Annotated in this window: 24 protein-coding genes; 9 read left to right on the top strand and 15 right to left on the bottom strand. The window is 32.3% G+C overall.

Going from position 1 to position 26605, the window contains the following annotated elements; translation table 11 throughout:
• The 10 genes from ACLII3_RS12720 to mnmE form a co-directional block, all read right to left on the bottom strand.
• Positions 1-3189, bottom strand: coding sequence for an Eco57I restriction-modification methylase domain-containing protein (locus tag ACLII3_RS12720; protein ID WP_412984603.1), 3189 nt, complete (start codon positions 3187-3189; stop codon positions 1-3).
• Complete coding sequence (locus ACLII3_RS12715; protein ID WP_109310215.1) at positions 3190-3495, bottom strand: helix-turn-helix domain-containing protein; 306 nt, start codon at positions 3493-3495, stop codon at positions 3190-3192.
• Between the two features lie 155 nt (positions 3496-3650).
• Positions 3651-5402 (bottom strand): DUF3987 domain-containing protein, encoded by a 1752-nt coding sequence (locus ACLII3_RS12710; RefSeq protein WP_148870041.1) that lies wholly within the window; start codon positions 5400-5402, stop codon positions 3651-3653.
• On the bottom strand, positions 5399-6307 hold the full coding sequence (locus ACLII3_RS12705; RefSeq protein WP_412984602.1) for a BT4734/BF3469 family protein: 909 nt from the start codon (positions 6305-6307) through the stop codon (positions 5399-5401). Before ACLII3_RS12705 ends, ACLII3_RS12710 begins: the two co-directional genes overlap by 4 nt.
• Positions 6294-6566 carry a helix-turn-helix domain-containing protein gene (locus ACLII3_RS12700; RefSeq protein ID WP_412984601.1) on the bottom strand — a complete coding sequence of 91 codons (273 nt, stop codon included), beginning with the start codon at positions 6564-6566 and terminating at the stop codon, positions 6294-6296. The genes ACLII3_RS12705 and ACLII3_RS12700 overlap by 14 nt, the downstream gene beginning before the upstream one ends.
• A gap of 20 nt (positions 6567-6586) precedes the next feature.
• Positions 6587-6889, bottom strand: coding sequence for a helix-turn-helix domain-containing protein (locus tag ACLII3_RS12695; protein ID WP_027879783.1), 303 nt, complete (start codon positions 6887-6889; stop codon positions 6587-6589).
• A gap of 156 nt (positions 6890-7045) precedes the next feature.
• Positions 7046-7993 (bottom strand): DUF6617 family protein, encoded by a 948-nt coding sequence (locus ACLII3_RS12690; protein ID WP_412984600.1) that lies wholly within the window; start codon positions 7991-7993, stop codon positions 7046-7048.
• Positions 7993-9087 (bottom strand): site-specific integrase, encoded by a 1095-nt coding sequence (locus ACLII3_RS12685; RefSeq protein ID WP_105473073.1) that lies wholly within the window; start codon positions 9085-9087, stop codon positions 7993-7995. Before ACLII3_RS12685 ends, ACLII3_RS12690 begins: the two co-directional genes overlap by 1 nt.
• A gap of 7 nt (positions 9088-9094) precedes the next feature.
• Complete coding sequence (locus ACLII3_RS12680; protein ID WP_412984599.1) at positions 9095-9514, bottom strand: helix-turn-helix domain-containing protein; 420 nt, start codon at positions 9512-9514, stop codon at positions 9095-9097.
• A gap of 163 nt (positions 9515-9677) precedes the next feature.
• Positions 9678-11066, bottom strand: coding sequence for a tRNA uridine-5-carboxymethylaminomethyl(34) synthesis GTPase MnmE (gene mnmE / locus ACLII3_RS12675; protein ID WP_412984598.1), 1389 nt, complete (start codon positions 11064-11066; stop codon positions 9678-9680).
• 131 nt (positions 11067-11197) lie between these two features.
• On the opposite strand from mnmE, the gene ACLII3_RS12670 reads away from it, so the two are divergent.
• Positions 11198-12346 (top strand): redoxin domain-containing protein, encoded by a 1149-nt coding sequence (locus ACLII3_RS12670; RefSeq protein WP_412984597.1) that lies wholly within the window; start codon positions 11198-11200, stop codon positions 12344-12346.
• 52 nt (positions 12347-12398) lie between these two features.
• Here ACLII3_RS12670 and ACLII3_RS12665 read toward each other — a convergent pair whose 3' ends face one another.
• A complete protein-coding gene (locus ACLII3_RS12665; RefSeq protein ID WP_412984596.1) occupies positions 12399-13046 on the bottom strand; it encodes a rhomboid family intramembrane serine protease in 648 nt (215 codons plus the stop codon).
• A 60-nt stretch (positions 13047-13106) separates the two neighbouring features.
• On the opposite strand from ACLII3_RS12665, the gene ACLII3_RS12660 reads away from it, so the two are divergent.
• Positions 13107-13979 (top strand): lysophospholipid acyltransferase family protein, encoded by an 873-nt coding sequence (locus ACLII3_RS12660; protein ID WP_412984595.1) that lies wholly within the window; start codon positions 13107-13109, stop codon positions 13977-13979.
• Positions 13980-13988: 9 nt separating this feature from the next.
• Here ACLII3_RS12660 and ACLII3_RS12655 read toward each other — a convergent pair whose 3' ends face one another.
• Together ACLII3_RS12655 and glmM are read right to left on the bottom strand one after the other, a co-directional pair.
• On the bottom strand, positions 13989-15485 hold the full coding sequence (locus ACLII3_RS12655; protein ID WP_412984594.1) for an aminotransferase class V-fold PLP-dependent enzyme: 1497 nt from the start codon (positions 15483-15485) through the stop codon (positions 13989-13991).
• A 27-nt stretch (positions 15486-15512) separates the two neighbouring features.
• Positions 15513-16901: a phosphoglucosamine mutase gene (gene glmM / locus ACLII3_RS12650; protein WP_412984593.1), complete on the bottom strand. Its 1389-nt coding sequence runs from the start codon at positions 16899-16901 to the stop codon at positions 15513-15515.
• A 90-nt stretch (positions 16902-16991) separates the two neighbouring features.
• On the opposite strand from glmM, the gene ACLII3_RS12645 reads away from it, so the two are divergent.
• The 5 genes from ACLII3_RS12645 to ACLII3_RS12625 are packed head-to-tail and all read left to right on the top strand — an operon-like array spanning position 16992 to position 21581.
• A complete protein-coding gene (locus ACLII3_RS12645; protein ID WP_412984592.1) occupies positions 16992-17588 on the top strand; it encodes an ACP phosphodiesterase in 597 nt (198 codons plus the stop codon).
• Between the two features lie 11 nt (positions 17589-17599).
• Entirely contained in the window at positions 17600-19303 is a 1704-nt protein-coding gene (gene ggt / locus ACLII3_RS12640) for a gamma-glutamyltransferase (RefSeq protein ID WP_412984591.1), read from the top strand.
• 3 nt (positions 19304-19306) lie between these two features.
• Positions 19307-19981: a DNA alkylation repair protein gene (locus tag ACLII3_RS12635; RefSeq protein WP_412984590.1), complete on the top strand. Its 675-nt coding sequence runs from the start codon at positions 19307-19309 to the stop codon at positions 19979-19981.
• Complete coding sequence (locus tag ACLII3_RS12630; protein ID WP_412984589.1) at positions 19978-21195, top strand: hypothetical protein; 1218 nt, start codon at positions 19978-19980, stop codon at positions 21193-21195. Before ACLII3_RS12635 ends, ACLII3_RS12630 begins: the two co-directional genes overlap by 4 nt.
• 14 nt (positions 21196-21209) lie before the next feature.
• A complete protein-coding gene (locus tag ACLII3_RS12625; RefSeq protein WP_412984588.1) occupies positions 21210-21581 on the top strand; it encodes a hypothetical protein in 372 nt (123 codons plus the stop codon).
• Between the two features lie 205 nt (positions 21582-21786).
• Here ACLII3_RS12625 and ACLII3_RS12620 read toward each other — a convergent pair whose 3' ends face one another.
• Positions 21787-22311 carry a hypothetical protein gene (locus ACLII3_RS12620; protein ID WP_412984587.1) on the bottom strand — a complete coding sequence of 175 codons (525 nt, stop codon included), beginning with the start codon at positions 22309-22311 and terminating at the stop codon, positions 21787-21789.
• A gap of 112 nt (positions 22312-22423) precedes the next feature.
• Positions 22424-22951 (bottom strand): hypothetical protein, encoded by a 528-nt coding sequence (locus ACLII3_RS12615; protein ID WP_412984586.1) that lies wholly within the window; start codon positions 22949-22951, stop codon positions 22424-22426.
• Positions 22952-23053: 102 nt separating this feature from the next.
• Between ACLII3_RS12615 and uvrA the strand changes: the two genes are divergently transcribed.
• Both uvrA and ACLII3_RS12605 read left to right on the top strand, forming a co-directional pair.
• Positions 23054-25885, top strand: coding sequence for an excinuclease ABC subunit UvrA (uvrA, locus tag ACLII3_RS12610; RefSeq protein ID WP_412984585.1), 2832 nt, complete (start codon positions 23054-23056; stop codon positions 25883-25885).
• 21 nt (positions 25886-25906) lie between these two features.
• Positions 25907-26593, top strand: coding sequence for a TIGR00730 family Rossman fold protein (locus ACLII3_RS12605; RefSeq protein WP_412984584.1), 687 nt, complete (start codon positions 25907-25909; stop codon positions 26591-26593).
• The last annotated feature ends 12 nt before the right edge of the window (positions 26594-26605 follow it).

Raw genomic sequence — 26605 nt, 5'->3', positions numbered from 1 at the left:
CTAACTATTTTCTACAATATCTCGTTCTTCCTCTGTTAAGCCATATAAATCGTACACCATAGTATCTATTGTTTTTTCTGTTTGGGTGATTTGGGTTTGTAACTCTTGGGCTTTTTGTTTGTTATCCTCGAAGAGTTCTAACCACTCAAACTCGTCTTTTTTGGTAAGCGGTGTGCCACCTGCTTTTTTAATGGCTTTGTTGAGTTCTTTTATAAAGTCTGCAAAGTCTAACTCGTGCCAGTTTTGTAGTTTACGGGTCAGTATAATATTTAAAGTTTGCTCAACATATTTATTGAACTTTAATAAAGTTTCTGATTCATTTAAAGTCAATTTAATAACTTCATTTACTAAAGAAATCATATCAACATTTTCTGTCTCAATTAACTTTTTTGAGATTGGAAACTTTTTACAATTAGCTATTAAAATTTTTTGAAATAACTCTTTCTCCAAATCCAAATAAGAATATTTATGATAGAAGTTCAAAAGCTTTGAATTTATTAAAGCCAATAATACTTTTACATTAATTGTCTTTGGATTTGGTATAATGGAAAATCCTATTTGAGTAAAGTATAATGGCTCTTCTGTATAGCCAGCGTAAATTCTTGGCGGATTACCAGAAACTATTTGACGTACAATAATTCTTGGTTTTGTAAAAAACCTTTCTTCTCGTGGTGCACCAAGCCAATCACCATAGTGTATATATTCATCAATATTAGATGTAACTAAATATCTTATAATATTAGCACCGGATATTAAAGGCTTATATTTTTCATTCAACTTGGTTTCAGAATGAAAACCTCTACTCTTTATAAGTTCTTGGGAATGCCCCTTATATTTATCATAAGGCGTTATTCCTAATGTAAAGTCAGCAATATCACCTAATTGCTCCGTATCATTTTCGACTTTATTTAAAATGTTTTGTTGTTCTTGTGATACAAAAATGTTGTAATTACAATTTTCTGTATTTTTCCAAGACAATCTATTCACATCATTAGATAAGTTATTATCAACAAAAGAGATTGATTCTTTTTTAGGATAAACAATTGTTTTTATAAACTGTTCATTATTGTTTTTTCTCAATTCAAATATTATGGTTTCAACAATTGCATCTTTAAATACACCATCAGGAAGTTTGACAATAGTTGTCATATGGTCAATCAATAGCTTTCTTATTTTAGTATAAGAAGAATTCACCAAGATTGAGTTAGGGTTTATATAAGAAAGAAACCCACCATCTTTAATTAATTCGAATCCTTTTTCAATGAAAATCGAGTATAAATTTATTCTATTTTCAGCAGTCTTGTAGTCCTTAAATAATTGTTTAACTATAACATTATCTAATGCTTTAATATCTACATAAGGCGGATTCCCAATAATTACATCAAAGCCTTGATTTACATCAACAGATTGCTTCGTTGTGCCTCCTCGCAATGACGGATTGAATATCTGTGGAAATTCTTGTTGCCAATTAAAGGCTTTATCTCCTGCTACGGTTTTGCTGTCAATTAATGAGTTACCACATTTAATGTTGTTGCTTAAATCGTTGAGTTTTCGTCGTGGTTGTGCGGTACGTAACCAAAGCGATAGTTTAGCAATTTCAACAGATTCTTCGTTAAGGTCAACCCCATAAATATTATTTTCTAAAATGGTATTTTCTATATCGCTTAATATGAAGCCACCACCCAATACTTTTGCTTTTAGCTCATCAATGTAACGGTGTTCTTTTATTAAAAAATCTAACGCTTGGTTTAAGAATGCTCCAGAGCCACAAGCTGGGTCGCATATAGTGATTTGTAGTAACCACGCTCTGTAATTATCTAAAACCTCTAATAATTGCTTTTTGGTGTTTTGGTGTGTCCCTTTTTTTATCTCGAAATATGCTTCTTCCTTAAAACCTAATTGGTCTTTTTTCTCTTGGCACAATTTACCAACGGTATTTTCTACAATGTATTTGGTAATGTATTTTGGTGTGTAGAACACGCCATCTTTTTTACGCTTGCTCTTTTGCTTATCGAACTCGCCACCTTCAATTTCGGCATTAACGCTTTCTATTTCGTTAAGTGAGTTTTCAAAGATGTGCCCTAAAATATTGACATCTACTTGAGAGCTAAAATCGTATTTAGCGAGTTTATAAGTGTGTTTGTACAGCAAATCATCATCAATCTCCAAACTATCGAGAATGGCATCCGGTTTAAACAATCCGCCATTGTAGGCATATATTTCTGCTCTTGAGGTTGTGCCTTTTCTGCCTTCATCCAAGAAATGAAAGTATTGTTTAAAGAGGTTGTATAATGGGCGTTCGTCACCAAAATCGATGTCGGCTTTCCACTTATCTAATATCTGTATAGTTGAATTTGGTGGTAATAGGTCTCTATCTTCGGCAAAGAAAATGAACAGAAAACGGTCTATGAGTTTCTGTGATTTTTTGAATAGGGATAATTTTACGTTTTTTTCGAGTGCTTTATTCTCATTCGCGTTGTTCTCTTCAAGAGATTGCCGCGCTTCGCTCGCAATGACAGCATCCATTTTAATGCGTTTGGCGTTGCGTTTTACGAGGTCTCTAAAGAGTTCGCGTTTAAATACGGAATAGTCATTGTAAAACTGTTTGGTAATCTTGTCTTCCTCTACTAAAGAAGCTTCCTTTATTGTTAGTGGTAGATTGTTAAGAATGTTATCCTTTTGTAAGCATAGGTACATTAAAGCAAATTCTTCTGGTGCTAACTGAAAGAGATTGAACTCTAAAAACTCGGTAGCATCGTTGATGTAAAACCGCAACTTCTCAAAATTGGATGTAATGACATACACACAGCCTTTTTGATTGGCTTTATAGTCGAATGCCTGTTTGCGAATGCTTTCTAAATCTTTGGTATTGGTTCCCTTCAGCTCAATAACTCCAATAGCTTTGGTTTCCTTTAAAATAGCTCCATCTGCTTTACCTGCGCCTTTTTGGTTTTTAAACTCGGTAGTGATATTAAAATCAGGCTTTGGATTTAGGATATACCCCAAGACATTTACAAATAGTTCGTCCAGAAATTTTGCCTGGTACTGTTCTTCTTTAGAGTTTTTAATATTCTCTTGAATGGTAGCATTATGAAAATACTTGGTATATTTTTTATAGGCACGCTCTACTACTGAATTATCTTGTTGCGCCAGATATGTTTTTATTACTGATGTTTGAAATAATGCCATTTAAAGCTGCTGTTTTTTGTTGGTTAAGTTCTTAATTTCTTCTTCTACTTTTTTGAGGATTTCCGTACTGTTGGATTCATCTTTAAGCATATTGACAATTTTATCAGCCATCCAAAAGTTTAGTAACTCATTTTTACTTTTGTTTAAAGCCTTTGCTAAATCTTCTACTTGTTCCTTTCTGGCCATACGTGTACCACGTTCAATCTTACTTAATAAAGCGGTATCAATGTTCATTTGAGAGGCAACCTCACGCAGTAATAGTTGCTTTTCTTCCCTTAACTTCCTTATATAATTACCAAATGTCATTTTAGAGATATTTTGACTTGTCAATATTTGTCTAATTTAATAAAAGGAAACAAAAGGAAAGTAAAAAGATATAAACAGTTATTAACAGGTAATGAGGAAGTTGAGGATTTGAGGAAATCCATTTAATCATTTCCTTAAATCCTCGAAATCCTTAACTATGTCTTTGCAGGATTTGAGTAGTTATTGTGTGCTTCTCTGTGTATTAATCCTGCATCAACAAATTTGGTAATATAACCTTCTGCGGTTTTATGTGGTATGCTCTGTTTTGTGGCTAAATCTAAATACTCTTGTCTGCTAAACTGCTTTGGTAAACTTTCTAAAAAGCGTTCCTTTCTATTTAATCGTTTTGTTGCTTTTTGCTCAATAGGTAAGTCGTTAAAAACTTTACTACTGTGTTTTACTAAAATTGAAATTATGGTTAGTGCGTTTTTAAAATCCATATCCTCACATTCTTTAGTTGCGTTTACATCACCATCTTCCATAATACGAAATGCTGTGAATAGCATCATTATCCTAAACGCAATTAAGCCTAAACGCCTTATCGTTGCGATGTACTCTTCGGGTTGTAGGTTGATGTATTTGGTCTGTAAAGATTCAAAAAACGTATTGAATTGCTGTTGTTGGGTTGTAGTTAACCGTATTTCAATCTCTGGATTGTTTTTCAGGGTTTTGTACAGTTCTAAAAACTCGCTACCCAATTGGTTGTAGTAATCGTCTAAACCTACTTTATTGCTATTTTGAAACACGTTTTTCCAAGTTGGTTTGATATTCATATAGTAGAACATAAAGCGACTGAACAAGCCATTTTCGGCATTGGGTATTAAGGTTGCCACTTGTTTTGGTGTCCCTGATAATACTGTTGATAAACACGGTTTCTCAATATCTACATATTCTCTATCGGTTCTACGATAATAGCTTATGGTTTCGTGATGAAAGGCTTTACGAAATCCATCGGAATAATTACCATAATCGCTTTTAAAGGCTTGTGCTAATGTATCTCCTTCGGTTTCAAAAATTAATCCTCTACCATCATTATCAGAAATTAATTGATATACGCCTGTTACACTATTGTTAGCAGGAATAAACAGCATTCGTTCTGGTGGTTTACTCGGTTTTTCCAAGTTTTCATCTTTACCCTTGTTCATATTATAAGTTGCCATTTCTGTATTAAATTGTTGCTTTAGAACTTTGGCTTGCTCACGTTTTAACTTGTGAACAGGTTCTACCAAATTTTTAATTTGATTAAGCCTGCCTTTACCTGCAGATGCAGGTGCAGTTACAAAAAGATATAAATTAGCAAACACCTTACGTTGGTCGTAGATACCAAAGAGTTTAGGAAAGCAGGCACTAAAAGCCGTTAAAGCTCCTAACAACAAAATGTCCTTTTCCTCTTGACTGCTCGCTGGATTTACAACTTGTTGTAAAAACTGCGGTAAGGTATTAAATACCTCATCCGGTATTGTTGGCATTGCTTGGTTGGGTGTATCAACAATAGTTGCAACGTTTGTTGCAACTTCGTTGTTGTACTGTTGTTTGGTCGGTTTGATACCTGATTGATGTGCGTTATGGTAAAAGGTAGCAATAGTAATTCCGTGTCCTTTTGCATTTAAGCATTTGTTGAATTGTTCATCACATTCTTTTGAATCATAGCCCGCATAGTTTTTGCTTATTCGGTGGAAATAATCTCTTCCTGTTTCTCCATATTCTTCAGCTAAAGCAAAACCTAAATCTCTCCAAGTTGCATAGTTTCCTGTTATGTCCAAACCTGATTGCTCGATTGCTGAAATGTAGGATTCAATGTCGTTATCAGCAACAGCAACAACATTAGTTGTTGCCGTGTTGCTTTTTGGTTGAGGTTGCTCTTTAGGAACTTCTAACCAATCTTTTGGGTTAAATATTTTTGTCATAATGCTTGATGTCTTTTATGTAGAAAGGCTGTTGGGTCATATGGTAAAAAACACGCTCTGGAAACGTCTTTACCTGACTGGTCAACCTCAATGTTATAATTGTGTTTAATGTAATTTGCTACTGCTGTGAAATATTCTGAATGTGATACTTCTGAAATATCTATTCTAATAATCCATTTTAAACCATCACCAGATGGTGATATGAATAGCATTTCGGTTTCAAAATATTCATCATTTAAGAGTTGTGTTCTTAACTCTTGTAAATTCTCTAAATGGTCAAAATCAATCGTTAATAGATTAGAATGCTTTAGCAAATTGTTATCACTTCGTTTTTCAAATGTTCCTGAAAGTGTTACGTAATCAAAGCGATTTGCTTTGAATTTACGTGCTTCTTTTACATTGGTAATTGCTCTTAATTCTTCAGTAATCCTTTTGTATTTATCACTTGTGATTAATGCAAATATTTGATGCAGTCGCAATGTTTCCGCAGGAAATACATTACGAACAGGTGCTTTGAAAAAGCTACAATTAGCATACCAGGTATCGTCTGGTTCATTAAGCCATTCCAATTCGTCTTTTTCCTTGACTTCTAAATTTAGATGTAACTCTTGATTTATCTTTTGGAATAATTCTTCTTCATCGGTTATTCTAAAATGGTATTGTGCAAAATCGTATACATCACCTTTAAAAGCTTCTAATTCTGTATCTCTATGTGTTGCTATATTACCATCAATATAAATCCGTAAGGTTTCTTTACCACCATTAAAAGGGTTTCGAGTTATCCCACAGTCCCTTCCTTTTACAGAAAGGACTGTTTGATTAGGATAATACTGCCTCAACACATAGGCATAGATTTTTAAACCATAATGTGTTTTGTCTAAAATTGCTTCTCTACTTATTTCCATCTCGCTTGAAATTATGGTTGTAGTAGTTGTCTTGAAGCAATTGCTCTATGTCAGCAACTTTATAGTAAAATTTACCTTTTACTTTGCTGTAAGGCAAAGTGCCATTGGTTCTTAAAGTTTGTAGCGTTCGCTTACTAATATGTAAGGTCTGCAATACATCTTGATTGTCTATCCACGTATCTTTTAATACTTCTGCTCTCGATTGTCGCAACAATTCGATACGTGCTTTTAAGTCCTTAACATCTTGTGAGAGCGCCAAGATTAAATCAATTATTTCAGTCATAACTTCACCGCTCCTTTCTTAATTAGGTAATCGGCAGCTTGCTGTTCAATTTCGTCTCTTGAGTCCATACGGTTACGCAGTAACCAATGGTCTAACTCTTCTCGTTGGAAATAAATCTTTTTACCATTAGGTTTATAATGTGGAATGGTTCCCGTACTTGTAAGTTTATACAAGTGCGATTGGGATAATTCTAAATACTTGCAAGTTTCATTAAAGTTTAATACTTGCTTTTGCATTGTTTGTTGCTCTAATAAGAGTTTTTCAATGCGGTCTAACTTTTCGATGATATTTGTGTCCATCGTTTATTTTGTTTTAAATAAATGAGGACATCTGGCCAAATGTCATTCTTGGTTTTCAAGAACAGGACAAAGGTTGAAAATGTAGATTTTTAAAAAATGAAGATTTTTAGGTAGTATTGAGATTACATTGAGAAATCTCAATGTTCTCAATGTTTTTTATTGCATTTGTTTGAAAATATTATCAATAGTTTCTTTTTCTTTAAAAGTATATTGCTTGCTTGAAGATAAATTTTGAGCAGTTAACTCAAAATCATTTTTAGTATAAAACTTATTAGACCTTTCAATTTCGGATAACTTTAAATTTTTAAATTGAGGTTTTAGTTTGTCAAAGATGTATCTAATTGCAGTTGTATTAGCTTCAAAATAAATATTAAAACTTAAAGAAGTAAAATCATCTGTTGTTAGAATCTCTAACAGCTGTTTTGTAGTCGTTCTATTTTCTAATAAATCTATTTTAATTTGAAGCTGTTCAAGTACTTTTAAAAGATTTGATTTATCTTTTCCTTTAAACGCAAATGAGGTTTTCGGTAAGCTTTTAAGTTTTGATATTGTTTTGGTAGCCACTTTTTTAGTGGTGTTCTTTTCTATTAAGCTAACATCAAAAGTTTCATCATTAAAGTATTTTTCTGCAATTTCAGAAATAGAGAATTTTGTATTTTCCGAAAACTGTCCGTATTGCTCTTGTAGTTCAGAATACAACCTTATTACAGATGCTTTTAAGTAGTTTATAATATAATTGTCATCATTATTTAAATCTGCTGTTACTCCTCTTTTATTGATATAAGTTGAAATGTCATTTAAGTACTTATCAAATTTATTAAGTAGAATGGTATAGCTGTATTTATTTTCTGGTGTCGTTGCATTTTTCGGAAATTCCTTCGCAAATGATGCTACCGCATTTTCTGTTTCATTAAATATTAGCTTTTGATAATATTCTTTTTTGGCATTTAAAGGCTTTTTAAAGGTTACTTTAAAAACTGCGTTATTAGCTTTTTGGTTCAATTTAAAATCAGACAATAGGAATTTAAAATCCTTTTCCTGTCTATTATCTCTATGTAAGCCATTGGTTATAGAAACCAAACTTGAAAATATACTTCCTTTCATTATAAATCCAGTTGAATACGGTTAGCCGCTTCTTTCTTTTTATCGTCAATTACTTTTGCATATATCTGTGTAGTTCTTAACTCTTTATGACCTAATAATTTTGATACTGTATATATGTCTGTACCCAAAGTTAATTGTAAGGTAGCGTAGGTATGACGCGCACAATGGAAGGTTATATTTTTAGTAATACCTGCTTTCATCATCCATTGTTGTAGCTTTAAGTTAGACCAGGCACTATAATGCAAACCATCAAATACTTTATCATCTGGATTACCTTTTTCTCCTAATAGATTTCTTGCTTGGTCTGATATTGGTAAGGTTTCGACACCTTTAGTTTTCTTTTGTCTAAATCGGATATAATATCCCATTTCTTTTGAGTGCTGGATTTCTGACCATATTAGTTTTTCAATATCTGACCAACGTAATCCGGTTAAAGCTGAAAAAATAAAAGCATTTTTTAAAATAGGTAGTTCACATTCTGTATTAACTGCCTTTTGTAATTCATCAAGCGTTAAAAATTCTCGTTGAGGTTCGCCTTGTTTAAAGTATTCAACACCATTTGCAGGATTTACTTTTAATATACCATCCTTTACAGCCTGTTTTAATGCTGCTGAAAATTTCCCGAAATATGAATATTTTGAATTTTGAGACAATTGCTTACCTGCTCTACCTATTGCATCTTTATCTAAATACTCTTTGAAACGCTCAACAAATGATTTGTCTATATCTTGAAAACTAACATCAGTTGGACAAAACTTTTTTAAATGTTTTAGCATACTATTCCAATTCCCATAATTGCCAGAGCTTGTATTTTTCTTTTCTGCTAAAGCTGTGATGTAAGTAATAAAACTGCCTTTTAGCTTTTCAATATCTTGAAAGCCATAAATACCGTTTTGAATTTCAATCTGTCGTTGTGCACAAATAGTTTCTGCAAGTTGCTTCGTTTTCCTGTTTACCTCTCTTTCCGTTTTGGTTTTAGGATTTGGTGTAAGGTATAAGCGTAAGTATTCGGTTTTACGTTTACCTTTATGATAGTAATCTAAATACAGGCTTATTTTGTCGTTTTTCTTGCGTTGTCTTAATGTTACTTTCATAATGGAATTAATTAAAGAGGTTTTCTATTTGCCATCTGGCCACAATACGCTTTCTACCAAAAGGAACTGCTTTTAAACGTCCTTGTTGAATCATTCTTTGAATGGTCCATCTACTCACACCAATAAGTTGTGAGGCTTCTGTAACGCTTAAAAAATCCTTGTTATTTACAGCATTAGGATTGTGAACTTCAACAACTTGTTTTTGCTGTTGCATATCTTCAGTAAGAGTAGCTTGGATTTTTTCTTTACGCTTACGTGCCTTATATGCTCTTTTTGCACAAGTATCGCCACAGTATTTAGTAACTGTTGTACGTGCTGTGAAGGCATTACCGCAATGCTTACAAGTTTTAGGAATGAATAAATTACTGCTCATAAATGGTGCTTTATGTAGCGTAATGGTGCAACGTGGTGCGTTATGGTGCATCATTTCGCCTTTATTTTCGCCAACAGATTTGGGCAACAAATCCGTATTTAAGGCAACAGATATACAACAAATTTAATCAAAAAAGAGTAAATAAGCAACAAATAAAAGAAGATAAAACACTATAAAGTCAACAATAACAAGGGATTAACAAATAAAAGAAAGTAAGTTACTTCCCAATACAAAAGTTAGCAAAGATATTACCTAGTAAATCATCAGAAGTAATTTCACCTGTAATTTCACCAAAATGATATAAAGCTTGACGAATATCTATAGCTAATAAATCACCTGATAAATTAGCGTCCATACCATGTTGAACTTTTTGGATTTCCTCTAGTGCTTTTAATAAAGAATCGTAATGACGAGAATTAGTAATAATAGTTTCGTTATTTCGTAAAGCACCAGTATTAACAAAGGTTAAAAGCTTGTTTTTTAAATCATCTACTCCAATATTTTCCTTAGCAGAAAGCAATAACAAATTATCATATTTAAATCCAGACTCAATCACACTATTGTCCGCCTTATCTATTTTATTAGCTACTACTACTAAAGGTTTATCAGGAAACTTATTTTGAATACTTCTAATTTCAACATTAATAGCATCAATATTCTCTGAAGTAACAAGCGATGCATCAAACAAATAAATCACCACTTGAGATTGTGTGATTTTTTCGAAAGTCTTTTTAATTCCTATAGACTCTACAACATCTTCAGTTTCTCTAATTCCTGCTGTATCAATAAATCTAAACCCTACGCCTCCTATATTTAACTCATCTTCAATAGCATCTCGAGTTGTTCCTGCTATATCACTTACAATGGCTTTTTCTTCATTTAATAAAGCATTCAATAATGTTGATTTTCCAACATTTGGCTCACCAACAATAGCCACAGGGATTCCGTTTTTAATTACATTACCAATAGCAAATGAATCTATTAAATGCTTTAATACTTTAGTAATTCTCTCTATTAAATCTCTAAACTGATCTCGATTAGCAAACTCTACATCTTCTTCTGCAAAATCAAGCTCTAACTCAATCAAAGAAGCAAAATTTAACAATTCATCTCTTAAAGACTTAATCTCATTACTAAAACCACCTCTCATTTGTTGCATTGCTATTTGATGCGATGCTTCGTTATCACTAGCTATTAAGTCTGCAACAGCTTCAGCTTGACTTAAATCTAACTTGCCATTCAAAAAAGCTCTTAAAGTAAACTCTCCTGGATTAGCTACTCTACATCCATTACGCAAAAACAACTGAATAATTTCTTGCTGAATAAAAGGACTTCCATGACATGAAATCTCTATTACATTTTCTCCAGTATATGAATTAGGATTTTTAAAAACAGAAACTAATACCTCATCAAGTTCTTTATTATCCTTAATAATATGACCAAGATGAATGGTATGTGTTTTTTGATTAATAAGCTTTTTACCAGAAACCGATTTAAATAAATTATCACCCAAGGTTATAACATCTTTTCCAGAAATTCTAATAACAGCAATAGCTCCAGCTCCAGAGGCAGTTGCAAGTGCAATAATGTTATCTTTATGGTTCATATTATTAAATTTTAGGCAAAAGTAATGAAATTGCTTATTGTAACATACAATAAAGGATTTATCAAGTTAATTTCTTTTAATTACCTATAAAGTTTATTTTTGCTTATGTATTAAACAAACTAATTTATAAAATGAAAAAGATATCATTATTAATTCTAGTTCTTACAATGGTTTTTTCTTGTAAAAAAGAAGAATCAACACTTCCTTCTAGCACCTATCAAGTAAATGTAACTGCAAAAGGTGTATATAATGGCATTAGAGCTCATTTAAAATCACAAAATGATGGACGAAATCAGGCTATCACAGACACTGCGATGGTAATGAATGAGTCTTTCAAATTTGAAGGTGAAATTAATGGTACAGCTATACGTATATTAACTATTAATGGAGTAAATGGTCAAGCTACATTTGTATTAGAGCCTGGAGTAACTAATATTGAAATTTTTAAAGACAGTATATACAAATCTAAAATAGCTGGAGGCTATAATAATGATGTATTTAACTTATATAAGAGTAATTACAACGCTAAGTTAGAAAGCATTAAAAATACAAGAGCTGAAATAAGAAGCGCACGCCAACAAAATGATACATCTTTACTTAAAGAGTTAGGGCTGAAAAATACACAATTAAATGACGAATTAAACAATTTCGCCTACACTTTTATTGATGAGCATCCAGACTCAGATTTTTCATTGCTTCTATTAGAAGGAATGGCTGCAGATAAAAATGCAAATATCTCTAAAGTAAAATCAAGTTTACAAAGGCTTGAAGGTGTTGCTAATAAAAATAATAGCAATCTTGTAATTAGTAAAAAAATTGAGTTAGCAATAAAACAAAAAGAATCTGTTGCAAATACTGATATAGGTAAAGTAGCCCCTAACTTTAGTGCTCCTGACCCAAATGGAAAAGAAATTGCTTTAAATGATATAAAAGGAAAAGTTACTATTATTGATTTTTGGGCTTCATGGTGTAAACCATGTAGAAGAGAAAATCCGAATGTGGTAAAACTTTATGAAAAATATCACGACAAAGGACTTGAGATTATTAGTGTTTCATTAGATAAAGAAGGTCAAAAGAATAGATGGATAAAAGCAATAGAAGATGATAACCTTACTTGGCACAACATTTCAAATTTAAAATTTTGGAGCGATCCTATAGCCAAAATGTATAACGTAAGATCTATCCCTGCTACTTTTATACTTGACGAGAGTGGAACTATTGTAGCTAAAAAACTTCGAGGTGCTGCTTTAGAAAAAAAAGTTGAAGAACTATTGAAATAATATATATTCCTTTAACAAAAAAGCCTTCTGTAGTTCAGAAGGCTTTTTTATTTTATATATGTCCAGTTTTTCGCATTACAAATAATAAAACAATTGGCACTGCTAATAAAGCAACCATTGCTAAGTTTTTTTCAAATAACCATGTAGCCATTAACAATGTAATCACATAACCTCCAATAGCACCTCCGAAATGAGCATCATGACCAATATTACCTACTTTATTTTTCATTCCATATATTGAGTATAATAAATAGCCTATACCAAATAAATATGCAGGAATAGGAATAGGTACAAAAAACATATATAAACTCATTTCAGGATTTAACAAAATAGCAGAATACAAAATTCCAGTTACAGCACCACTTGCTCCAACAGCACTATAATGGTACTCATGTTTGTGAAAATAGTAGGATAATAAATTCCCCACTATCAAACTTCCAAAATAAATAATCGCAAAATTAGTTTGTCCTAAATAATCTATTACAACACCAGCAAAAAAGAATAGTGTTATCATATTAAATAGTAAATGCTGCATATCTACATGCAAAAAACCAGAAGAAACCATTCTAGACTGCTCTCCCCTTTGTATTCCTCCTATATTAAACTTGTTTTTTTCAAAAAAAGAAAAATCATTAAATCCCTTTAACGATAAAACGACATTTGCGCCAATAATAATTAAAGTAATAAAATTTATATCCATAAAGTGTAAACGTAAAAACCAAATATAACATATATTTGCTCATCAAAACTAAACTTATTAATGCAACTAATTGCTTATATACTCATTTATCCATTCTTATGGATTATCTCAATTTTACCTTTTAGATTGCTTTATGCCTTTTCAGATTGTCTATATATCCTTCTATATCAAATTATTGGATATAGAAAAAAGGTAGTGCGTGAAAACCTTGATCTTGTTTTCCCAAATAAGTCAGAAGTTGAAAAAAAATTAATAATGAAAAGATTTTATCATCATTTATGTGATATGATGGTGGAGTCGATTAAGTCAATGACTATTTCTGAAGCTGAAATGAAAAAACGCTATCAGTTTAAAAACCTTGACATCATTCACGAATTAGAAAAGAAAAATAAAAGCATTATTTTAATGTGTGCTCATTATGGTAGTTGGGAATGGATTTTCATTCTTCAAACTTATATAAACCATAAAGGATACGCTATATACAAACGCATTAGAAATAAACACTTTGATAAATTAATCAAAGGTATTCGTGCTAAATACAATAGCCATTTAATAACCACAAAAGAAACTATTCCCATTTTAACTAGAGCTAGTAGAAATGGTGAGTTAACCATAAATGGTTTTGCCTCTGATCAATCTCCAAAAAAGAAAAAAGCCTTTCATTGGAACGAATTTATGGGCATTAATGTTCCTATTCATACAGGAGCTGAAATGCTTGCTAAACGACTAGACATGTCTGTTATTTTCTTTAGAGTAAAACGTATTAAAAGAGGGTACTACGAAACTACTTTTGAAATGCTAGCAGAAAATGCAAAAGAATTTAAAGACTACGAAATCACTGATGCTTTTATGAAACGCGTAGAAGACCAAATTTATGAAGCTCCAGAATATTATTTATGGACTCATAAACGATGGAAACATCGTGAAAAATAAGCTCTTTAATTATAGCTCAAACCAATTTTCTACACGTTTATGTCTTAGCGCATTAGAAAATGATTTATGTGAAAACTCATTAGTAAATCTATCATAATCATAATCTTTAGCCCATTCCTCATGGTTTTCGGCTAACTGCGCAATACTATCACAAACATATTCTATCTCTTCACATGTTGTAGTAGGATGAATAGACATACGAATCCAACCTGGTTTTCTAGCTAAATCACCAATAGAAATTTCGCTTGTTAATTCGTTAGAAGTTTCTTGATCAACGTGTAATAAAAAGTGTCCGTATGTACCTGCACAACTACAACCTCCACGTGTTTGAATTCCAAACCTATCATTTAATAATTTGACACCTAAATTGTAATGTAAATCATCTATATAAAAAGACACAACTCCTAACCTTGACTTTATATGTGGTGCTAAAATATTGATGTTAGAAATATTACCTAATCTATTAAAAACCTGGTCTAGTACTTCATGTTCACGTTCTAACATTTTATCAACTCCCATTTGCTCTTTTAACTTTATAGACAGTGCAGTTCTAATAGTTTGTAAGAATCCTGGAGTACCTCCATCTTCCCTATCTTCAATATTATCAAAATACTTATGTTCTCCCCAAGGGTTTGTCCAACTTACAGTTCCTCCACCTGGACAATCAGGAATCATGTTATTATATAACTTCTTATTGAATGCTAAAACACCAGAAGTTCCTGGTCCACCTAAAAATTTATGAGGAGAAAAGAAAACTGCATCAAAATAAGCTTCTTTATCTTCTGGATGCATATTAATATCTACATAAGGTGCTGCACAAGCATAATCTACAAAACAAACACCTCCATGTTGATGCATTACCTTAGCAATTTCATGACATGGTGTTTGAATTCCTGTTACATTAGATCCTCCTGTAATTGATGCAATTTTTAAAGTACAATCTTTATACTTTTCTAATAATGCTTTAAGATTATCCATACAAAACAATCCCTTTTCACAAGGAGGAATAACCTCTACCTTGGCCATTGTTTCTAACCAAGATGTTTGGTTTGAGTGGTGCTCCATATGTGTTATAAAAACCACTGGTCTTATTTCATCAGGAATAGCTGTATACTTTTCTAAATTCTCTGGTACTTTTAAACCTAAAATACGCTGAAACTTATTGACTACTCCTGTCATACCATTTCCAGCCATAATTAACACATCATCTTCATTACAATTAATGTGCTCTTTGATAATATCCTTAGCTTTATGGTAAGCTAAAGTCATAGCTGTTCCTGATTCGGTTGTTTCAGTATGTGTATTAGCTACATAAGGACCAAACTCCTTAGCCATCTTATCTTCTATAGGTCCATACAAACGACCAGAAGCTGTCCAATCAGTATACACCATTTTTTGAGTTCCATATGGTGATTCAAATTCTAAATCTATACCAATAATATTATCTCTAAATGGCTTGAAATATTGTTCTAATTCTGATTTATATTGAGTTTCTACTGTAGACATCTTCTTAGGTTTAATTTTGCAAAAATACTAAATATTCGCTATTTCTTTTATTTCTGAAATAATCTTATTAGCTAAGTTATCAGCAATCTCTTGCGATTTAGCTTCAGTATAAATTCTAATAATTGGTTCTGTATTACTTTTACGTAAGTGTACCCAATTTTCTGCAAAGTCAATTTTCACACCATCAATAGTAGTAATATCTTCATTAGCATACTTCGCTTCCATAGCCTTCAATATTCCATCTACGTCCAAGCTAGGTGTTAATTGAATTTTTTTCTTGCTCATAAAGTAACTAGGATAACTCGCTCTTAAGGCACTTACATTCATTTTCTTTTCAGCTAATAAGCTTAAAAATAAAGCAACACCTACTAACGAGTCTCTACCATAATGTAACTCTGGATAAATAATTCCTCCATTACCTTCTCCTCCAATAATAGCTTTGTTTTGTTTCATCATTTCTACAACATTCACCTCTCCAACCGCACTTGCTTGATAAGTAGCTCCATGCTTTTCGGTTACATCGCGTAAAGCTCTAGAAGAACTCATATTACTTACAGTATTTCCTTTTTCTTGGCTTAACACATAATCTGCACAAGCCACTAAAGTATACTCTTCTCCAAACATCTCTCCTGTTTCGTCCATGAATGCTAATCTGTCGACATCTGGGTCTACAACAATACCAAAATCGGCATGCTCCTTAACTACCATTTCAGATAAATCTGTTAGATGCTCTTTTAAAGGTTCTGGATTATGCGGAAAATGTCCATTTGGCTCACAATATAACTCTACTGCCTCAACACCCAAACGTTCTAAAAGTCTAGGAATAGCTATTCCTCCAGTTGAGTTAACACCATCAACCACTACTTTAAAATTACAATCAGCAATAGCCTTAGCATTTACATATTGTAATTTTAAAACCTCATCAATATGAATATCGATATAAGCATCATTAACAGTTATTTTTCCTAAACTATCTACATCAGCAAAATCCATTGCGTCAGAATCAGCAATGTCTAATATTTTCTGTCCTTCAGCAGCATTTAAAAATTCACCTTTAGCATTTAAAAGCTTTAATGCATTCCATTGTTTTGGATTATGACTTGCAGTTAAAATAATACCTCCATCTGCATGTTCTAATGGCACTGCAACCTCAACTGTTGGTGTAGTAGATAATCCTAAATCTATTACATGAATACCTAATCCTACTAAGGTATTCATCACTAAACTTTGAATCATTTCTCCCGAAATTCTTGCATCTCTACCAACAACAACTCTATAATTTTCTTTATTGCGTTGTTGTTTTATCCACGTACCATAAGCCGAAGCAAATTTAACAGCATCTATTGGCGTTAGATTATCGCCAACTTGTCCTCCAATAGTACCTCGAATTCCTGAAATTGATTTTATAAGTGTCATAGTATTTTTTAAATTTTCGCAAACAAATATACAATTCTATATCCTAAAAATAGGCACAAAAGTATGCAACTTAATTTGTAAATTACACCAATGAATTATTTGGCTCACGTATACCTTTCAGGAGATAATAAAATGGTTACAATTGGCAATTTTATTGCTGATGGCATTAAGGGAAAATCATATACAGAATACCCTAAAGACATGCAAATAGGTATTCTACTTCATCGTGAAATAGACACCTTCACTGATGCGCATCCCACAGTAAGAAAAAGCACCAAACGCTTACATGAAAATTACGGGCATTATTCTGGTGTTATAGTAGATATTTTATACGATCACTTCTTAGCTAAAAATTGGGCTAATTATTCTAATATACCATTAGCCGAATATGTTGATGAATTTTATTATTCATTAGAAGATAATTTTGAAATATTACCAGATCGCATTAAACACATGATGCCTTATATGATAAGTGGTAACTGGCTATTGAGTTATGCCTCTATTGATGGTATTGCAAAAGTACTTGAAGGTATGAACAGACGTACTAAGAATAAATCTAGAATGAACCTTGCAGTTAAGGAGTTAGAAGATTTTTATGAAGAATTTGAAGATGAGTTTACTTCGTATTTTGATGAGTTAATTGCTTTTTCAAAAGAAAAATTAAAAATATTATCTTCACAACTATAAACCATCCATTTATGAAAAAGCTACTACTATTCACTTGTGGACTTATCTTCTTAGTCGCTTGTAAAAAAACAGCAAAAACTTATACTACTGATGAAACCAAACGTGGACTTATAGTTGAAAATGCTATGGTAGTTTCTGCGCGTGAAGAAGCTTCAAAAATTGGAACAGAGATACTAAAAAAAGGAGGCAATGCTTTTGATGCAATGGCTGCAACCGAACTAGCACTTGCAGTAGCTTATCCTTATGCTGGAAACCTAGGTGGTGGTGGTTTTATGGTTTACCGAACCAGTAATGGCGAAATTGGCGCTTTGGATTTTAGAGAAAAAGCACCTCTTGCTGCAACAAAAAACATGTACTTAGATTCTTTAGGAAAAGTAATTCCAGACAAAAGTACTTTAGGTGCTATGGCAGTTGGTGTTCCAGGATCTGTTGCTGGTGTATTTGCAACACACGAGAAATTTGGTAGCTTACCTATTGAAGATATTATACAACCAGTAATTGATTTAGCTTATAAAGGTATTGTTATAACAAAAAAACAAGAAGAACGTATTAAAAAACACCAAGAATCCTTTTTAAAAGCTAATAAAAACCCTATTCTTTTTGATAGCATATGGAAAGCTAAAGACACAATTAAATATCCCGCTTTAGCCAAAACATTAGAGCGCATTCTAAAAAATGGAAAAGATGAATTTTACAAAGGTGAAACAGCGCAACGTTTAGTAAACTTCATGCAAGATAATGGAGGTATCATTACTATGGAAGACCTTAATAGATACGAAGCTAAATGGCGTACTCCTGTAACTTTTGAATACGATGATTTAAAAATTATTTCAATGGCACCTCCTTCAAGCGGTGGCATTTGTTTAGCACAAATATTAAAAATGATTGAACCATACGACTTACAAGAATATGGTCATAACTCTGTAAAAGCGATTCAAGTAATTACTGAAGCCGAACGTCGTGCTTATGCAGACAGGAGTTTTTATTTAGGTGACCCAGATTTTGTAAATGTTCCAGGTGATGAACTTATTAGCAAAAATTATTCTTACGATAGAATGTCTAACTTTTCTTTTGAAAAAGCAACACTATCTAGCGAAGTCTCTCATGGAAAAGTAGATGTTATTGAAAGTAACGAAACCACACATTTCTCCATAGTAGATAGCTTTGGTAATAGCGTATCAGTAACTACAACTTTAAATGGTGCTTTTGGATCTAAATTATACTGTTCAGATTTAGGTTTCTTTTTAAATAACGAAATGGATGATTTTAGTAGTAAACCGGGTGTACCAAATATGTTTGGACTTATTGGTGCCGAAGCCAATAGCATTGTCCCAGAAAAGCGCATGCTAAGCTCCATGACACCAACAATTGTTGAAAAAGATGGTAAATTATTAATGAGCGTTGGTACTCCTGGAGGCTCAACCATTATTACATCTGTACTTCAAACCATATTAAATGTACACGAATATAAAATGACTATGCAACAAGCTGTGGATGCACCTCGTTTTCATCACCAATGGTTACCTGACGAAATTAAAATGGAACCAAACTCATTTGACAAGGAGTTGATATATCAATTAGAAGCATTAGGTTATAAAATTAACGAGGAAGATGCTCCTGTAATTGGAAAAGTTGATGGTGTATTAGTACTACCTAACGGAAAACTTGAAGGTGGTGCCGATAGACGTGGCGATGATACTGCTGTAGGTTATTAAATTATGAAAACATTTACTGAAGAATTAACAAACTTATTTTTGGTACATAAAAATGCCGAAAATGCGCATCATATGTCAGAATATATGAGAGGTAAGTTTGTATATTTTGGTATAAAAACCACACCAAGACGTGAGCTCTTAAAACAAGCGCTTGACAATCATAAAATTGAAGTAAAAGAAAACATAAGAGCTATTACATTTAATTTGTACAGCTTAAAAGAACGTGAATTTCATTTATGCGCTCAAGAAATTTTTGAAAAACACTTACGTAAATCCTATCAAGAAGAAGATATTCAGCTTATTGAAAAACTAATTACCACACACTCATGGTGGGACACTGTTGATTTTATAGCTAAGCAAATTTTAGGTCGTTACTTATTAACTTTTCCTGAGAAAACCGATACTATTATTTCTAAATTTTCAAATAGTGATAATATGTGGTTAAATAGGAGTGCCATTATTTTTCAGTTAGGATATAAAACAAAAACCAATGAAAAATTGTTATTTGCACAATGCTTAAAACATAGTAAATCTGATGAGTTCTTTATTCAAAAAGCCATTGGTTGGACATTACGTGAATACGGAAAAACAAATCCAGAAGCTGTTTTAAATTTTGTAAATGCTAATACGTTTAAACCGTTAAGCACAAAAGAAGCCATAAGAAATATTATAAAATGAAACTAAAACGTATTTTAAAAATTATTGGAGGTGTAATTGTCTTTTTCACTTTACCTAGCCTGCTTTTCTTTGGATTTTTATACTTTAAATATAACGAAGATTTACCTGTTGGCGAACAAGGAGCAGCTGCTGATGTATTAGCAACTAGAATGTTAAACATCCTAAATCATGATGCCTATAAAGCAACCGATTATTTGGAGTGGACTTTTAAAAATAGGCATCACTACAAATGGTATAAAAGTGAAAACAGATGCGAAGTCTATTGGAAAAATTACAGCGTCGATTTATTTTTAAACGACACCTCCGAAAGTAAAGCTTACCATGGTGAAACTTTGCTAAATGGTGAGCAAGCAACCGAAACAATACAAAAAGCAACCGATTACTTTAACAACGATTCGTTTTGGTTGGTAGCGCCATATAAAGTATTTAATGAAGGTGTTGAGCGTCGTATAGTAACTACTAAAGACAACAAACAAGCATTGTTAATTACATATACGTCTGGAGGTTCTACTCCTGGAGATTCCTACCTATGGCATTTTGACGATAATGGTAAACCTACACATTACCAAATGTGGGTTTCTATACTACCAATTAATGGACTTGAAGCTTCTTGGAGCGATTGGATAACTACCGAAAGTGGTGCACAATTACCAACCTTTCATAAACTCTTGTTTTTAGGTTTGGAAATGGGAGAGGTTAAAGGGATAAAATCAAATTATAGCTCTATTAAAACTAAATGTGGAACAAAGGAAATTAAAAATGACAACCCAGAACTAATAGACTTTCCTATAATTATAAAAAATTGCAGATTTAACAACTTTGAATCTACTACAATTGGGTCACCAAATTATACTAGTAAATATTATTGGAAACATGAGTTATATAAATATGAAAATGGTGAAAAAACTAAAATAAATAACTCTCAAATGTTTAATTCAAATATTAAATCAATTGAACAAATGATTAATGATGAATCCAAAGCACATTATGAACAACTATCAAGGACTCCAGAACTAAAAGAGTGTTTAAACCTAATTAAAATAAAATATCATACAATAGATGAAATGGAAATATCATTTAATGAGAATAATGAAATAGAATTTCAAATAACTTATGAAATTACAGCTGCATGTGATAACATTAAGAGTTCTTTACATATCATGAATCTAAAAGATATTGAATATTTATTTAAAGTAGAAGACTTTCTCCAATAACAATCTACTACTTAATGCAAAAAATATTCAAATTCACCTATGATGTTTTAATGTGGTTGTCTAGCCTCACAGGCTTTAGCTATAAAGAAATCAATATTATCGTATGGTTTATTATTATCCCATTTTCATGGGCACTATTAATTGATAAAATAATAGATAAGCATTATTTAAAAATAGGCTTTAGCACAATAATTATCATAACATTATTGCTTATAAATGACTTCTCAAGCTTCTCAAATTGGTTATTTGACAAATCAGCAAACTTCTTAAGAGGTTTTAAGCTTTTAGGACTTGATTATATAGCATCATCTGTTATTATATGCGTAATCATCCCAATAGTAGTTTACTACCTACTTATCAAAAAAGCGTATTTCTCTAAAAAATAATTTTATAGACACTTGTTATTTCAAAAAAGCGAAGTATAAAGCTTGAGAAATCTCACATGATGAGATTCCTCACTAACGGTTCGTGTATGTTGCGTGGTTTGGGTTACTAATTTGGGTAAAAAAAAATAAGCAATAATTCAGCACGAGGATTTTCCGAAAGGAAAATCAGAAGCAATGAAATGTAGACATTGTTGGCAAGTCGTATTTATTTAAATTTCAATGAGTGAAATCCGACCATCATTAAGTCAGAGTGTATTTCTTTATTGTTACTCATAAATGTCACAATTACGTCAGCAGTATCATCTTTATGCAAGTACATAAACTGACCGTATTTATAACCTTTACCAAATTCGCAATTGAATTCAAAAAAACATGATCCACCTGCATCAGCATTAAATTCCTTCTTTACTGCTTGTGGAGGAAAAGGTCCAATATTATACATTTGTCCTCCTGTCATATTTAATACATTTGCTTGAATTCTTCCTTTATAAATATTATTTGGAGGAATCATCGTTAAATTACTGTCTTTAAGCGATTCTTCATACTGTTTGAGTGCAGGTTTTAATGACCAAATCGTATATCTAATTTCCATTGTTGAATCAGAGTTTATTACAGCGAATGAATACCCTAAATCACGATTTTCTTTTATATCTATGATTTTATAACCTTCTGGCATAGTGAATTGCAATCCTGAAGAATCACATAAAGATTCAAATTCTGGAAGTGTCAACTGATTTTGTCCATAACTGATGCTAAAAAATAGAATCAGATTTAAAATGCTAATTATTTTTTTCATTATGTTTTTTGATATGCTTGCCAACGTTCGGTATGACAACAGCAAACTACCTACTACTCTGCCCTTTAAACTGCTGTTCTTTAATTTTAAACAACACATTAAAAGAGGTTAAACTTCCATAACTACGTGTTATATATTGTTGCAAGTCTATCTTTTCTTGCTCATCAAGATTTTTACTAGAGTTAATTTTTTGCTCCATCACACGCAGTCTATCTCTCACCATTGTTATTTTATGAAAAAACGTATTAATTGGCATTGCCTTAGATTGTAAATTAGTATCTGCTGGCTCTAAAATTAATTGACCACCTTTCCATTTATCTGCTATATGTACTACTTCAGAAGCATCACTCCACTTCTTCAATATATTCACTAAACTACTTTCTACTTCAAATAAACTTACAGTATCTACTTCATCTTCGGCAGCTTCAATAACTTCAAATTCACTGTCCAAATCTATCGTTTCTAATCCATTGTCAATAAACGTTACCCAATAATGCTTAGACGTTACGTTTGTAACTACCCCTTTACCAAATTCTGCATGGTCAATTCTCGAACCTATTCCTAATAATTTCATAATAGCTAATTTTAAAATACTGTTGACAATTATACTAAATCTAAAGCAATCCTTCACAAGAAATTAACAACTAAAATTGTAACTTTGCGACTTTGCCATATTATGAGTCAAACAGAAGAACAAATTGAAGTTAAAGGAGCTAGAGTTCACAATCTTAAAAACATTGATGTTACTATTCCAAGAGAAAAATTAGTAGTAATTACTGGGCTTTCTGGTAGTGGAAAATCCTCTTTAGCTTTCGATACTATTTATGCCGAAGGACAACGTCGTTACATTGAAACGTTTTCGGCTTATGCACGTCAATTTTTAGGAGGATTGGAGCGTCCAGATGTTGATAAAATTGATGGCTTATCTCCTGTTATTGCTATTGAGCAAAAAACAACCAGTAAATCACCACGTTCTACAGTAGGTACTATTACTGAGATTTACGATTTTTTACGCTTACTTTTTGCACGCGCAAGTGACGCATATAGTTACAATACTGGCGAAAAAATGGTAAGCTATAACGATGAGCAAATCAAAGCTTTAATTACCGAAAGTTTTAACGGAAAACGCATCAATATTTTAGCCCCAGTTATTCGCTCAAGAAAAGGACATTATCGCGAATTATTTGAGCAAATTGCTAAACAAGGTTTTGTAAAAGTACGTACTGATGGTGAGATTCGTGACCTTGTAAAAGGCATGAAACTTGACAGATACAAAACTCATGATATAGAAATTGTTATAGACAGGTTAAAAGTTGATACTACAGACGATAACCAAAAACGTTTAACCGAAAGTATTAACACAGCCATGTATCATGGTGATAATGTGCTAATGGTTATTGACCACGACACAAATGAAGTACGCTATTTTAGTAGAAACTTAATGTGTCCTAGTTCTGGAATTTCGTATCCAAATCCAGAGCCAAACAACTTTTCGTTTAACTCTCCTAAAGGTGCATGTAGCAACTGTAATGGTATTGGTACGCTTTATCAAGTCAACAAAGACAAGATTATTCCAGACGACTCCATATCAATTCAAAATGGAGGTTTAGCACCACAAGGACCCAAAAAAAATTCATGGATTTTTAAGCAGTTAGAGCTCATTGCTCAACGCTTTAACTTTGACTTAGCAGATCCTATTAAAAAAATACCAGCTGAAGCCATAGAAATGATTCTTTATGGTGGTAACGAAAAATTTACAGTAGAAAGTAAAACACTTGGTGTCGCTAGAAATTACAGTATCGATTTTGAAGGTATTGCAAATTTTATTGAAAGTCAGTACAAAAATGCCGAATCTACCTCTATAAAACGTTGGGCTAAAGACTTTATGGATAAAGTAAAATGTCCTACATGTGAAGGCTCACGATTAAAAAAAGAATCGCTTTACTTTAAGGTTAATAGTAAAAACATATCAGAATTAGCTAATATGGATATTGTTGATTTAGCTACTTGGTTTAATGATTTAGACAGTCATTTATCTGATAAGCAAAAAACAATTTCTGCTGAAATCACTAAAGAAATTAGAGCGCGTGTACAGTTTTTGTTAGATGTAGGTTTAGACTATTTAACTATAGATAGAAGCTCAAAATCGCTCTCTGGTGGTGAAGCACAACGTATTAGATTAGCAACACAAATTGGTTCTCAATTGGTAGGTGTACTTTATATCTTAGACGAACCTAGTATTGGATTGCATCAACGTGATAATGAAAAATTAATCAACTCATTAATTTCACTTCGTGACATAGGAAACTCCGTTATTGTTGTTGAGCATGATAAGGACATGATTGAACATGCTGATCACGTAATTGATATTGGTCCTGAAGCAGGAAAACATGGAGGCGAAATTATTAGCGAAGGCTCACCAAAAGAGCTATTAAAATACCATACACTAACTGCCGATTATTTAAATGGCACCAAAGCTATTGAAATACCTAAGGAACGTAGAAAAGGAAACGGTAAAACTATAAAACTTACTGGTTGTACTGGTAATAACTTAAAAAATGTGACACTAAAAATTCCATTAGGAAAAATGATTGGTGTTACTGGAGTTTCAGGAAGCGGAAAATCTACTTTAATTAACGAAACCCTCTATCCTATTTTAAACAACTATTACTTTAATGGTGTTAAAACACCTATGCCATATAAGAAAATTGAAGGTTTAGAGCATATAGATAAAGTAATTGATATTAACCAATCTCCAATTGGTAGAACTCCAAGAAGTAATCCTGCTACTTACACAGGAACATTTAGTGAAATACGCAGCTTATTTGCTAAAATCCCTGAAGCTATGATTAGAGGCTATAAACCTGGACGTTTTAGCTTTAACGTAGCTGGTGGACGTTGCGAAACTTGTAAAGGTGGTGGTTTACGAGTTATTGAAATGAACTTTTTACCAGATGTTTATGTGGAGTGCGAAACTTGTCAAGGAAAACGCTTTAATAGAGAAACCTTAGAAATTCGCTACAAAGGAAAATCTATTAGCGATGTGCTTAATATGACTATTGAAGAAGCAGTTGAATTCTTTGAGCATATTCCTAAAATTTACCGCAAACTAAAAACCATACAAGATGTAGGTTTAGGTTACATTACTCTTGGACAACAAAGTACTACACTTTCTGGTGGTGAGGCACAACGCATAAAGTTAGCAACCGAATTAAGTAAACGAGATACTGGAAATACTTTCTATATTCTTGACGAACCAACTACAGGGTTACATTTTGAAGACATTAGAGTGCTTATGGAAGTGCTTAATAAGTTAGTAAACAAAGGAAACACTGTACTTATAATCGAGCATAATTTAGACGTTATAAAAACTGTTGACCATATTATTGACATAGGTCATGAAGGTGGAAAAGGTGGTGGGGAAATTGTTGCAGAAGGCACTCCAGAACAAATTATTAAACACAAAACAAGTCACACAGCTAAATTCCTCAAAAAAGAGTTACATTAGCGTGTTAAATTAAAATACAATATGAGAAAACAACATCACAAAGGATGGAATGAGATAAAGACAAACGACTCTTGGGCAATTTTTAAAATCATGGGTGAGTTTGTTAATGGATTTGAAAAAATGAGCAAAATAGGACCTTGTATTTCTATTTTTGGATCAGCAAGAACAAAACCTGAAGATAAATATTATAAAGAATCGGTAGAGGTTGCAAAAGGTATTGTTGAAGCTGGATATGGCGTTATTACTGGTGGAGGCCCTGGAATTATGGAGGCTGGTAATAAAGGTGCTCATTTAGCTGGAGGTACATCAGTTGGATTAAATATTGAATTACCTTTCGAGCAACATGACAACCCTTATATAGATTCAGATAAATGTTTAGACTTTGATTACTTTTTTGTTAGAAAAGTAATGTTTGTTAAATATTCTCAAGGGTTTGTTGTAATGCCTGGTGGTTTTGGCACTTTAGATGAATTATTTGAAGCCATTACACTAATACAGACTAACAAAATTGAAAAATTCCCAATCATATTATACGGAACAGATTTTTGGGAAGGAATACTTGATTGGATAAAATCAACAGTACTAGATAAATTTGGCAATATTAGTGCAACCGATTTAGATTTAATACATCTAGTAGATACAAGTGAAGAAGTAATTGAAATTTTAGACGCATTCTACAAGCAATATAGACTGAGTCCAAACTTTTAATCTATAATAGCA

The organism is Pontimicrobium sp. IMCC45349, from assembly GCF_047219225.1.
Classification (GTDB): Bacteria; Bacteroidota; Bacteroidia; order Flavobacteriales; family Flavobacteriaceae; genus IMCC45349.
This window is presented reverse-complemented; position numbering and strand designations above follow the sequence as displayed.

Excerpts from the sequence above, each read along its gene's own strand:
- ggt (WP_412984591.1), top strand. The coding sequence starts at position 17,600 with ATGAAAAAGCTACTACTATTCACTTGTGGACTTATCTTCTTAGTCGCT.
- ACLII3_RS12680 (WP_412984599.1), bottom strand. The coding sequence starts at position 9,514 with ATGATGCACCATAACGCACCACGTTGCACCATTACGCTACATAAAGCA.
- ACLII3_RS12605 (WP_412984584.1), top strand. The coding sequence starts at position 25,907 with ATGAGAAAACAACATCACAAAGGATGGAATGAGATAAAGACAAACGAC.
- ACLII3_RS12625 (WP_412984588.1), top strand. The coding sequence starts at position 21,210 with ATGCAAAAAATATTCAAATTCACCTATGATGTTTTAATGTGGTTGTCT.
- ACLII3_RS12670 (WP_412984597.1), top strand. The coding sequence starts at position 11,198 with ATGAAAAAGATATCATTATTAATTCTAGTTCTTACAATGGTTTTTTCT.
- glmM (WP_412984593.1), bottom strand. The coding sequence starts at position 16,901 with ATGACACTTATAAAATCAATTTCAGGAATTCGAGGTACTATTGGAGGA.
- ACLII3_RS12665 (WP_412984596.1), bottom strand. The coding sequence starts at position 13,046 with ATGGATATAAATTTTATTACTTTAATTATTATTGGCGCAAATGTCGTT.
- ACLII3_RS12720 (WP_412984603.1), bottom strand. The coding sequence starts at position 3,189 with ATGGCATTATTTCAAACATCAGTAATAAAAACATATCTGGCGCAACAA.
- ACLII3_RS12715 (WP_109310215.1), bottom strand. The coding sequence starts at position 3,495 with ATGACATTTGGTAATTATATAAGGAAGTTAAGGGAAGAAAAGCAACTA.
- ACLII3_RS12690 (WP_412984600.1), bottom strand. The coding sequence starts at position 7,993 with ATGAAAGGAAGTATATTTTCAAGTTTGGTTTCTATAACCAATGGCTTA.
- ACLII3_RS12710 (WP_148870041.1), bottom strand. The coding sequence starts at position 5,402 with ATGACAAAAATATTTAACCCAAAAGATTGGTTAGAAGTTCCTAAAGAG.
- ACLII3_RS12615 (WP_412984586.1), bottom strand. The coding sequence starts at position 22,951 with ATGAAATTATTAGGAATAGGTTCGAGAATTGACCATGCAGAATTTGGT.
- ACLII3_RS12630 (WP_412984589.1), top strand. The coding sequence starts at position 19,978 with ATGAAACTAAAACGTATTTTAAAAATTATTGGAGGTGTAATTGTCTTT.
- ACLII3_RS12705 (WP_412984602.1), bottom strand. The coding sequence starts at position 6,307 with ATGGAAATAAGTAGAGAAGCAATTTTAGACAAAACACATTATGGTTTA.
- ACLII3_RS12695 (WP_027879783.1), bottom strand. The coding sequence starts at position 6,889 with ATGGACACAAATATCATCGAAAAGTTAGACCGCATTGAAAAACTCTTA.
- mnmE (WP_412984598.1), bottom strand. The coding sequence starts at position 11,066 with ATGAACCATAAAGATAACATTATTGCACTTGCAACTGCCTCTGGAGCT.
- ACLII3_RS12660 (WP_412984595.1), top strand. The coding sequence starts at position 13,107 with ATGCAACTAATTGCTTATATACTCATTTATCCATTCTTATGGATTATC.
- uvrA (WP_412984585.1), top strand. The coding sequence starts at position 23,054 with ATGAGTCAAACAGAAGAACAAATTGAAGTTAAAGGAGCTAGAGTTCAC.
- ACLII3_RS12685 (WP_105473073.1), bottom strand. The coding sequence starts at position 9,087 with ATGAAAGTAACATTAAGACAACGCAAGAAAAACGACAAAATAAGCCTG.
- ACLII3_RS12635 (WP_412984590.1), top strand. The coding sequence starts at position 19,307 with ATGAAAACATTTACTGAAGAATTAACAAACTTATTTTTGGTACATAAA.
- ACLII3_RS12655 (WP_412984594.1), bottom strand. The coding sequence starts at position 15,485 with ATGTCTACAGTAGAAACTCAATATAAATCAGAATTAGAACAATATTTC.
- ACLII3_RS12645 (WP_412984592.1), top strand. The coding sequence starts at position 16,992 with ATGAATTATTTGGCTCACGTATACCTTTCAGGAGATAATAAAATGGTT.